The organism is Nitrospiraceae bacterium (genome assembly GCA_035623075.1).
Classification (GTDB): domain Bacteria; phylum Nitrospirota; class Nitrospiria; order Nitrospirales; family Nitrospiraceae; genus DASPUC01.
Genome location: DASPUC010000013.1, coordinates 1 through 7,149, shown reverse-complemented (window position 1 = coordinate 7,149; position 7,149 = coordinate 1). Strand labels below are relative to the sequence as shown.

At 55.0% G+C, this 7,149-nt stretch carries 8 protein-coding genes; 7 read left to right on the top strand and 1 reads right to left on the bottom strand.

What is annotated here, in order from left to right:
- The coding region (locus VEI50_02650) for a nodulation protein NfeD (GenBank protein ID HXX74006.1) at positions 1 to 1,266 on the bottom strand (1,266 nt) is incomplete at its 3' end.
- Positions 1,267 to 1,440: 174 nt separating this feature from the next.
- On the opposite strand from VEI50_02650, the gene VEI50_02645 reads away from it, so the two are divergent.
- The 7 genes from VEI50_02645 to VEI50_02615 form a co-directional block, all read left to right on the top strand.
- Positions 1,441 to 2,310: a tRNA (adenine-N1)-methyltransferase gene (locus tag VEI50_02645; protein ID HXX74005.1), complete on the top strand. Its 870-nt coding sequence runs from the start codon at positions 1,441 to 1,443 to the stop codon at positions 2,308 to 2,310.
- A complete protein-coding gene (locus tag VEI50_02640) occupies positions 2,307 to 3,062 on the top strand; it encodes a glucose 1-dehydrogenase (protein HXX74004.1) in 756 nt (251 codons plus the stop codon). The genes VEI50_02645 and VEI50_02640 overlap by 4 nt, the downstream gene beginning before the upstream one ends.
- Positions 3,063 to 3,203: 141 nt before the next feature.
- The gene (locus VEI50_02635) at positions 3,204 to 3,530 is read left to right on the top strand and encodes a hypothetical protein (GenBank protein ID HXX74003.1); all 327 of its coding nucleotides are present in this window, start codon (positions 3,204 to 3,206) and stop codon (positions 3,528 to 3,530) included.
- A gap of 14 nt (positions 3,531 to 3,544) precedes the next feature.
- Positions 3,545 to 4,399, top strand: coding sequence for a shikimate dehydrogenase (locus VEI50_02630; GenBank protein HXX74002.1), 855 nt, complete (start codon positions 3,545 to 3,547; stop codon positions 4,397 to 4,399).
- Entirely contained in the window at positions 4,396 to 4,896 is a 501-nt protein-coding gene (locus tag VEI50_02625) for a shikimate kinase (GenBank protein ID HXX74001.1), read from the top strand. Before VEI50_02630 ends, VEI50_02625 begins: the two co-directional genes overlap by 4 nt.
- Before the next feature lie 222 nt (positions 4,897 to 5,118).
- Entirely contained in the window at positions 5,119 to 5,424 is a 306-nt protein-coding gene (locus tag VEI50_02620) for an RNA-binding protein (protein ID HXX74000.1), read from the top strand.
- Positions 5,425 to 6,452: 1,028 nt separating this feature from the next.
- A partial coding sequence (locus VEI50_02615; GenBank protein HXX73999.1) for a hypothetical protein occupies positions 6,453 to 7,149 on the top strand: 697 nt, incomplete at its 3' end.

The following is a 7,149-nucleotide window of genomic DNA, read 5'->3' as shown; positions in this document are numbered from 1 at the left end:
TTCTTCTCCTCGCTTGATCGGTTCTCGGCTGACCGCGTCCCAGATTTCTCCGTGCAGTGTCACCTGACCATGTGGCGTCAGGTCGGTTGTTGCGATTCCAATTGCGCCGATCATGCCCTCCATGCCCGTCACCGGGCGGCGTCGGCTATTTGTAAGGGCGAGCCAGAAGACAAAACCGACCATGACCGCAACGGTGAGAACGGTCGGAAGCAGGAACGACAACGATACTTGCAGGTACGGCGCGTCGCTTTTGATGAGGAGCAAGCCGCCCAGCGTCATTGCGGTGATACCGCCGAGCGCCAGCAGTCCATAACTGGTAACGGAGATTTCGAGGACGAGGAAGACGATGCCGCATATGAGAAGAAGGACACCGGCATAGTTCACTGGCAGTGATTGGAGCGAGTAAAAGGCCAGAATTAAACTGATAGCGCCGACGATGCCAGGCAGGATCGCCCCGGGGTTATAAAGTTCGGCCAACAGGCCAATCGTGCCCAGTGTCATGAGCAGGTAGGCAATGTTGGGGTCGCTGAGCGTCTTGAGCACCTCGAGTCGAAGGCCCATCGGATACTCTCGAATCGTCGATCCATCTGTCGCGAGCGTCGCAGATCTGTTGGTTAACGTGATGGTGCGACCGTGAATTTTCTTCAATAGCGTTGGCACGTCGTCTACAACCAGGTCGATGATCTTCAGCTTCAATGCTTCGGTCTCTGTCACTGAAACGCTCTTTCGAACGGCGTCCTCTGCCCATGTCACATTGCGCCCGTGTTGCTCCGCAATCGTCTTGATATAGGCCACCGCGTCATTCTCGACCTTCTCCTTCATCGTTCTATCCATCTCGCCGCCCCCCATCGCGACAGGATGAGCCGCACCGATGTTGGTGCCCGGCGCCATCGCAGCGAAATGAGCGGATAGGGTGATGAACACGCCGGCTGAGGCGGCACGGCCGCCAGATGGCGCGACGAATACAATCACGGGAATGGTGGCTGCGGTAATGTCTTTGACGATCAACCGCATTGAGGTATCGAGGCCGCCCGGCGTATCCAATCTGATGATGAGACACGTGGCCCCTGTTATCTGGGCTGTTGCCAAGGCATCATGCAAATACTCTGCTGCGACAGGATTGATCACTCCTTCGTAGGTGGCGACGACGACCTCCCCACCTGAAGATGCCTGGGCAGGGAGGTCGTACATCGAAGGGAGCAGAGTTCCTAAGAGTGCTGCACAGGCTAGGGTAAGTGGTGAGATGTGGGAACCTAATCCACGCATCGAGAGCTCCATGCGCGGCACGCAGGGCTGTGTGGTGCACAATTCACACGGGATCATACGGCCCAGGTCGGAGTTGAGTCAAGGAATGGAAAGCCAGGAAGACCAGGTGGGGCATGTATTTCCAGAACTTGTCGTGTTGAAAAGAGCGTCAGTCGCTTCTAGAATGAGGCCACTATGTCCCAACTCCGCAATGGTGACCGGATTCATTTGGTCGACAAGAAGGGGCGCCAGTATGCGCTCACGTTGAAGGCCGGAGACCTCTACCAGTTCAGTGGGCACAAGATCGCTCATGACGACCTTATCGGAAAGCCGGACGGCTCGTTGGTGACTCTGTCGGGCGGGAAGCAAATGCTCGCGCTCCGTCCGACATTCGGTGATTATGTCCTCAAAATGCCACGCGGCGCTCAAGTGCTCTATCCGAAGGATCTCGCACTCATTCCGATGTGGGCCGATGTGTACCCTGGTGCTCGTGTATTTGAAGCAGGAACTGGCTCCGGCGCCCTCACTATGGCACTCCTTCGTGCGGTTGGTCCACGAGGGATGGTCGTCACGTATGAAGCCCGTGAGGATTTTTTCAGGACGGCCATGACCAATATAGAGCGGTATACAGGACCGGTTTCGAACCTCGTTCCGCTTCGGCGAAATGCCTACGAAGGAATTGATCTACTGGAAGATGGCGGGCTGTTTGATCGGGTGGTGCTCGATCTTCCTGAGCCCTGGCAGGTTGTGCCACATGCGGCGGAGGTGCTGCGATCCGGCGGGATTTATCTCAGCTTCGTTCCCACTATTCCTCAAGTTATGCAAACTGTCGACGCACTTGAACGGGCAGGTGTGTTCGGCCTGATCCATACGTTTGAAACCTTGCTCCGGACTTGGTCGATTCAGGGGAGAAGTGTTCGGCCGGATCATCGTATGGTGGCCCATTCGGGGTTCATCACGGTGGCGAGGAAAGTTGAGCCGGGCCTGTGGGCACCAATCCCTTCAGGTGATCCTCCTTCGGAGACTGCGCTTGAAGAGAACCAAGAGAGGGATCAGGGCGAATGACTCGCTTGGCCGGAAAGGTGGCGATTGTAACAGGAGGAAACGCTGGGATAGGGGAAGCGATCGCCAAACTGTTTGCACAGGAAGGGGCTGCGGTCACCATCACGGGAAGACGAAACTCGGAGCTCGATCGGGTTGCGACCGATATTACGAAAGCTCGCGGGAAGGTACTTGCGGTTGCTGGATCGGTGACGGACGAGAAACACGCCCGTGACGTTGTCCGTCAGACGGTTCAACAATTCGGGCAGATAGATGTGCTGGTGAACAACGCTGGTATAGGGGACTTTGGCAAGCGAATTCATGAGACGGATGATATCACCTGGGCACAGGTCCTAGACGTGAATCTTACCGGTGTATTTCGTATGACACGAGCGGTTGTGCCAGAAATGCTCAAGAGGAAGCAGGGTGCGATTGTCAACATTTCGTCCATCGCCAGCCTGGTGGGAATTCCGACGCTCCCCGCCTATGCCGCTTCCAAAGGAGCGCTGGATGCCCTTACCCGTGCGCTCGCGATCGATTATGCCCAGGATGGGATTCGCTGCAATGTCGTTAATCCCGGTTTAATTGATACGCCGATGGCAGCTCCGCTCATGAGCAATCCAGAACAGCTCGAACCGATCCTGGCGCATTATCCCATTCGTCGTCCTGGAAAGCCTGAGGAAGTGGCGAAGATGGTTCTCTATTTGGCGTCCGATGACGCGGCTTGGGTGACGGGGGCCTCTTTCCCGATCGATGGCGGCATGACGGTTTGGTAAGACAGGGTGCGAAGAGTGGTCCGGTCACCTGATGTGCCTGCCCGCCCCGTTTGCGTGGGCGTCGTTGCCTATTCATCGGAGCTGGAGGGGTTGATTGAGGCATTCCCTTCGCGCCCCTGACAAAGATGAGAGGTGAAGGCTATGAATAACATCGTGACCTCGTTCAAGCCGAGTTGGGCAATATTGCTCGTCGTAGCATGCGCCTGTCTAATTAGTATTGGTTTAAGTCAAGCCGACAATGGAATAGAGTTCCCGGGCACGGTGCTGACGGTCGATCTCACGGCTGGAAAGTTCGCGGTGAAGAAAGACAGCGGTGGAACCAGGTTTACGTTCGTCGCCAACGATAAGACGAAATTTCAAGGAACCGGGCTCGCTTCATTAAAGGATCTCCACAAGGACGACAAGATCGTCGTCTTATATCAGATGCAAGGATCCGTATATCTCGCGATCAGCGTCACCAAGCGGTAGGAGTAATCAACTTCATGGAGATCAACGCACACACGCAGTTCTGTGGCGTCATCGGTAACCCGATCGAACATTCCCTCTCACCAACCATTCACAATGCAGCCTTTCAAAAGCTTGGGCTGAACTTCGTCTATCTTGCCTTTCGCGTCGACGCCATTCAGGATGCGATCAAGGGCTTGAAAGCCCTTGGTGGTTTTCGTGGGGCCAGCGTCACGATTCCTCACAAAGTTTCGGTCGTACCCTTCCTTGACGATCTTGAACCAACAGCAAAACAAATCGGTGCAGTCAATACGATTCTAGCGGGTGAAGGCAAGCTCACGGGATACAATACCGATGCGACCGGTGCCCTCCGAGCCCTTCGCGAAGGCGGCGCGCCGTTGAAGAACGAAACCGTAGTGATGTTAGGGTCGGGGGGAGCTGCTCGAGCGATCGCCTTTGCCCTCGCAGCGGAATCAGGTATTAGCTGCTTGAACCTGTTGGGGATCGAAGAAAAGGAACGCACGGCCCTCGCTGCAGACCTCCGAACGAAGACAACCATGAACGTTGTGGATGCGTACCTTGACGAAGCCGCATTGAAGGCTGTGTTGCCTCAAGCGCGAGTCTTGATTCACTGCACCCCGCTCGGGATGGCGCCCAAAATCGGGAAGAGCTGCGTCCCAGCTATGTTTCTGCATCGAGGCCTGACGGTCATGGACATTGTGTACAATCCGAGGAACACACAGCTTCTGACGGATGCACAAGCCGCAGGCTGTCGTACGATCAGAGGGTTGGAGATGTTTCTGCATCAAGCTGCTGCGCAGTTTGAACTCTGGACCAACAAGCCTGCTCCCACCGACGTCATGCGCGCAGTTCTGGAATCCCGATTTTCATGAACATCGTGCTCATCGGCTATCGAGGCACCGGCAAGAGCACCGTCGGCAAGGAGCTTGCTGCAAGGTTAGGGCACGAGCTGATCTCGACCGATGTAGAGATCGTCAAACGGGCCAAGCAGACAATTCCTGAAATTGTGGCCCAGCATGGATGGGAATATTTTCGCGATTTAGAGTCTGCCGTCTGTCGAGACCTCGCGGGACGTGACCAGTTGGTGATCGATACGGGGGGTGGCGCGATTCTAAGACCTCAGAATGTCGAAGTGTTGAAGCGACATGGCAAGCTCATGTGGCTGACCGCGACGGTGGATACCATCACGGCACGGATCGGCGGTGATACTCAACGTCCCTCGCTTACGGGATCCAAATCGTTTCTTGAGGAAATTACCGAGGTGTTGCGTGAGCGTACGCCAAAATATCAGGCGGCAGCGGATCACGTAATCAAAACTGACGGCCGATCGATTCACGAGCTTGTGGAAGTTATTCTTGCTTTGACGTGAAGGGTTGAGAATTGAACTCTCTCAAACCAGATGGTATGTTTTGCTAGACTCGTCCTCGCTCAGGGGCCGAGTGAGGCAGCTGAGGAGAGAGGCCCTGATCGATGTTACCTTGCTGAAGGAAATCCGCCGGAACGTGTGACCGACCGCCGTCCACGCAATTAGTTGCCCTACTTCGCGGCTTTCTTCTTCAAGTCAATGTCACAGCCGTGATGGAGGTGGCCGATGGGATCCAAGTTGAATGTAGGAAGTCTTCCCTATTCCACGACAGAACAGCAATTGACTGAGTTATTCTCACAACATGGAACCGTCCAGTCTGCAAAAGTGATCATGGATCGATTTACCGGCCAGTCAAGAGGGTTCGCATTTGTCGAAATAGCCACATCCGAGGAGGCGCAGAAGGCGATCGCGGCGCTCCATGGAACTGAATTGGGTGGGCGGACACTTGTGGTGAATGAGGCCCGTCCTCAAGAGAAGCGGTCATTTGGCGGCGGAGGTGGTGCGGGCGGCGGCGATCGAGGCCGATGGTAACGTCGTCTCAGATATCTTCTTGACAGGATCTTGCCAAGAGTGCTTGAAGGAACCTTGTGCGCCCGTAGCTCAGTTGGATAGAGCGTCGGGCTTCGAACCCTCGGAGGCAGTTTTTAAAGGGATCGAAGCAGACCCGCACAGAGAGCGGAAATGCAGGCCCAGGGCGGCTGATCTCGCGATTGGCCGCCCTTTCTGTTTGTTGGAAGGAGTTGTTAGGAATTGGAGCCAGCGAGGGGGCGCGGGCACGATTACGGGCACGATTTTAGTCGTTCGACGCAAAGGGACTCGGGTCCCCCAATGGCGAAAATTTCGGCCAAGGAGGGCGAGGGGGCCCCAGGCGTACGGCCCGCTTTTATTGGCTCGGGAGTCCCGTTCCACTAAGGCCTATGGTACCGACGGTCGGCAAGCCGTGTAACGTCTCTTGCTCCGCTATGTTTTCGCGCCGCGCAAAATTTTGCGACCTCGTATTTTTGAACGCGAATAACATCGCGGACGGTCATGCGCTCAACTCGACGTAGTGCCAGAACTTACGGATACGCAGACCCTTGTAGGACTCCCCTTTCCCACAGAAGCTGTCTCTGTAAAGGCAGCTTCAGGAGGCGTGCGCCCAACTAACGTTTTTTATTGGCAGTCATGACGTCAGGGCCGGCGGAATGCTGGCTCCATACTAGGCTCCTTACACAAGCCCGAAGCGGCACAGACGGACAGTTCAGATGAATTGCCTTTCGGAAACAGGGCCGGAGGATTCGTAGTGCGAGCGGGCTTGCTGTACAGACCAAGGGCCAGTCTGGTAATGCGATATAGCCTAATTTTGAGTCAAAATTACATGTCTAAATAGCTAAATATTTATTTAACTTTTGGTATTATAATCATAATATACTTGTATTCATACAGCATAATTAACTTGTATACACACTACATAATATACTTGTATTGACACAGCATGATTAACTTGTATATATACTACATAATATACTTGTATATATACGGCATAATAAACTTGCAACCATCCATTCTGGGAAGGCTTTATGGCGACACCAAACGAGAAACTGGCCGAATCCCTCGATGAGCTCAAAGAGCTTCAGCGGGGCGCGAGACGTGTATTCCGGTCCGACGACCTGAGCCGTGTTCACCGTGAGCGGTTGATCGCCAACGGCTTTCTTCAAGAGGTCATCAAAGGCTGGTTGATCTCCTCCAGCCCAAGCGCCCGCCGGGGTGATAGCACACCGTGGTACGCCTCATTCTGGGAATTCTGTGTGCGCTACTGTAACGATCGTTTTGGCGACGAATGGCACCTGTCGCCGGAGCAATCGATTTGGATTCACGGCGAGAGGACGGTCATACCGGAGCAAGTGGTGGTCAACAGCCCGAAGGGCACGAACAACGCTATTGAGCTTCTCTTCGGTACGTCGCTCTACGACTTGAAGGTAACCGACATGCCACCAGCAGCGGATCTGGTGGTCAGGGACGGGTTGAGGCTTTTCTCACTGTCGGCGGCGTTAGTGAGAGTGTCGGAAGCTTTTTTCTCGCGCAATCCGGTCGAGACGCAGGTGGTGCTGGCCAGCCTTGGTGACGCGTCGGACTTGCTGCGCTTGTTGCTGAACAGGGGCCACTCCGTGAAGGCAGGCTATCTCGCCGGAGCGTTCCGCCAGACCGACCGGCCGGCCCTGGCGGAAGAGATCACTGGCGCAATGAAGACTGCCGGCTACGATGTCCGAGAACGCA